Consider the following 1,897-nt stretch of genomic DNA (forward strand, 5'->3'; position numbering starts at 1 on the left):
CTGACCTCGCAGGGCTCGAAATCAGCGATGTCATGCCGGCAGGTACGTCATACGTAGCGGGCACCGCGGACAATGGCGGCACATTCGTCACGGCAGGCAACCGTCTGGAATGGGTGACCGACGTTCCGCGGGGCGGCACAAGGACTGTCCGTTTCGACGTGGTGGTCGACAGCGACCCCATAGGCATTGCCGAAATAGCCAATACGGCCGTAGTGGTCGATCCGGAGCGCCGTACGGACCCGGTCGATGCCAGTGCGCCGACGTTGCCGGTGGAACAGGCAGCAACCCCTGTGTCAAGGCTGGCGGTGATGAAGACGGTAGACAACCGAACGCCGCTGGTAGGGGAGACCGTTGTGTTTACCCTGGAAGTCGTGAATAACGGTCCGGACGATGCCACAGGGGTATCTGTATTGGATAAACTGCCTTCGGGATATACCTTCGTTTCGTATGATGCTTCGGCTGGTACATACAATGAAGGATCAGGGGTATGGAGCGTAGGCCGGCTCCGGAATGGCGGCCGTGCGACGCTGCGGATGACGGTGACCGTCAACGCTTCCGGCGAGTACCGGAATACTGCCCGGATTGAAGGGAACGAAGCGGATCCGGATGAAGAAGACAATGAGGGCACGGTAATGCCGACACCGGTGCACCCGCCGCAGGCGCTGGATGATGCGGTGAGCGGGACGTCGAACAGGGCTTTGACTATCTCGGTGCTGGCCAACGACGTGGCAGGCAGCCATCCGCTGGATGCGGCTTCCATTGAGCTGGTGAGCCAGCCGCAGCACGGCACGGTTTCCGTCGGCGTTGATGGCACGGTGGTCTATGTATCCGCTCGTGGGTATGTAGGGGAGGATCGGTTCTCGTACCGGGTGCAGGACAGCGGCGGCAACTGGAGCAACGTTGCCGGTGTGGTGGTGACGGTGGTGGCCAATCCGCTGAAGGTAACCAACATTTTCACCCCGAACGGTGACGGGCAGAACGACCGGTTTGAAATCGTTGGGCTCGAAGGGTTTGACCGGGCGGAGCTGGTGGTGTTCAACCGCTGGGGAGGCGAGGTTTACCGGGACAGTGATTACGACAATTCGTGGGGCGGGGGCGACATCCATGAAGGCACGTACTATTACATATTGACGTTGCACAAGGGCAACAGCCGCCAGGTGGAAAAAGGATGGGTTGTATTGAAAAGGCGATAGGAGGACAGAACATGGAATTAACCCGATTAGTCAATCAGAACTACATGAAACAGATACGTATAATGCTATGCATAGTGGCTGCGGGGCTGCCGTTTGCCGTCCGTTCGCAGCAGAACATCCAGTTCACGCAGTATATCTTCAATTCGATGAGCATCAATCCGGCCTATGCGGGCTACAAGGAGGAGTGGTTCGGCCAGCTGGGGATGCGCAGCCAGTGGGTTGGTCTTGATGGTGCGCCGCAGACGGCGCTGCTGTCGGTGGACGGCCTGCTGGACGGATTGGGTTATAAGCGCCACGGGCTGGGGCTGCAGCTCAGCGCGGACGGTCTGGGTCCGCAGTCTGCCAACTCGGCGTACGTGAACTACGCCTTCAGGCTCCGGCTCAACGACGAAGATACGCAGCGGTTGAGTTTCGGGCTGGGGGCCGGGGTTACGCAGTACAGCCTTGACGGGACGCTGTTGGACCCGGTGTCATCGGGCGATCCGGTTGTGCCGCCGAACCGGATCAGCAATTTCATTCCGGATATCCGGTTCGGGGTGTACTATTACAACCCCCGATGGTATGCGGGCATTTCGGTGATGGACCTGCTGTCGGGCGACCAGAGCAACAATATTTTCCGCTGGGACAACACGACGACGGACAATATCCGCCGTCGCCGGCACATTTATTTCATGGGCGGAGCGCTGTTGAACCTGGGCGGGGGG

General features: G+C 59.5%; 2 protein-coding genes. Both read left to right on the top strand.

The window, feature by feature from the left end; all coding sequences use genetic code 11:
* A partial coding sequence (locus JHJ32_RS22415) for a gliding motility-associated C-terminal domain-containing protein (RefSeq protein WP_200122915.1) occupies window positions 1-1,193 on the top strand: 1,193 nt, incomplete at its 5' end.
* 44 nt (window positions 1,194-1,237) lie between these two features.
* The coding region (locus JHJ32_RS22420; RefSeq protein WP_200122922.1) for a PorP/SprF family type IX secretion system membrane protein at window positions 1,238-1,897 on the top strand (660 nt) is incomplete at its 3' end.

The sequence above is a fragment of the Parapedobacter sp. ISTM3 genome, from assembly GCF_016533505.1.
Classification (GTDB): domain Bacteria; phylum Bacteroidota; class Bacteroidia; order Sphingobacteriales; family Sphingobacteriaceae; genus Parapedobacter; species Parapedobacter luteus.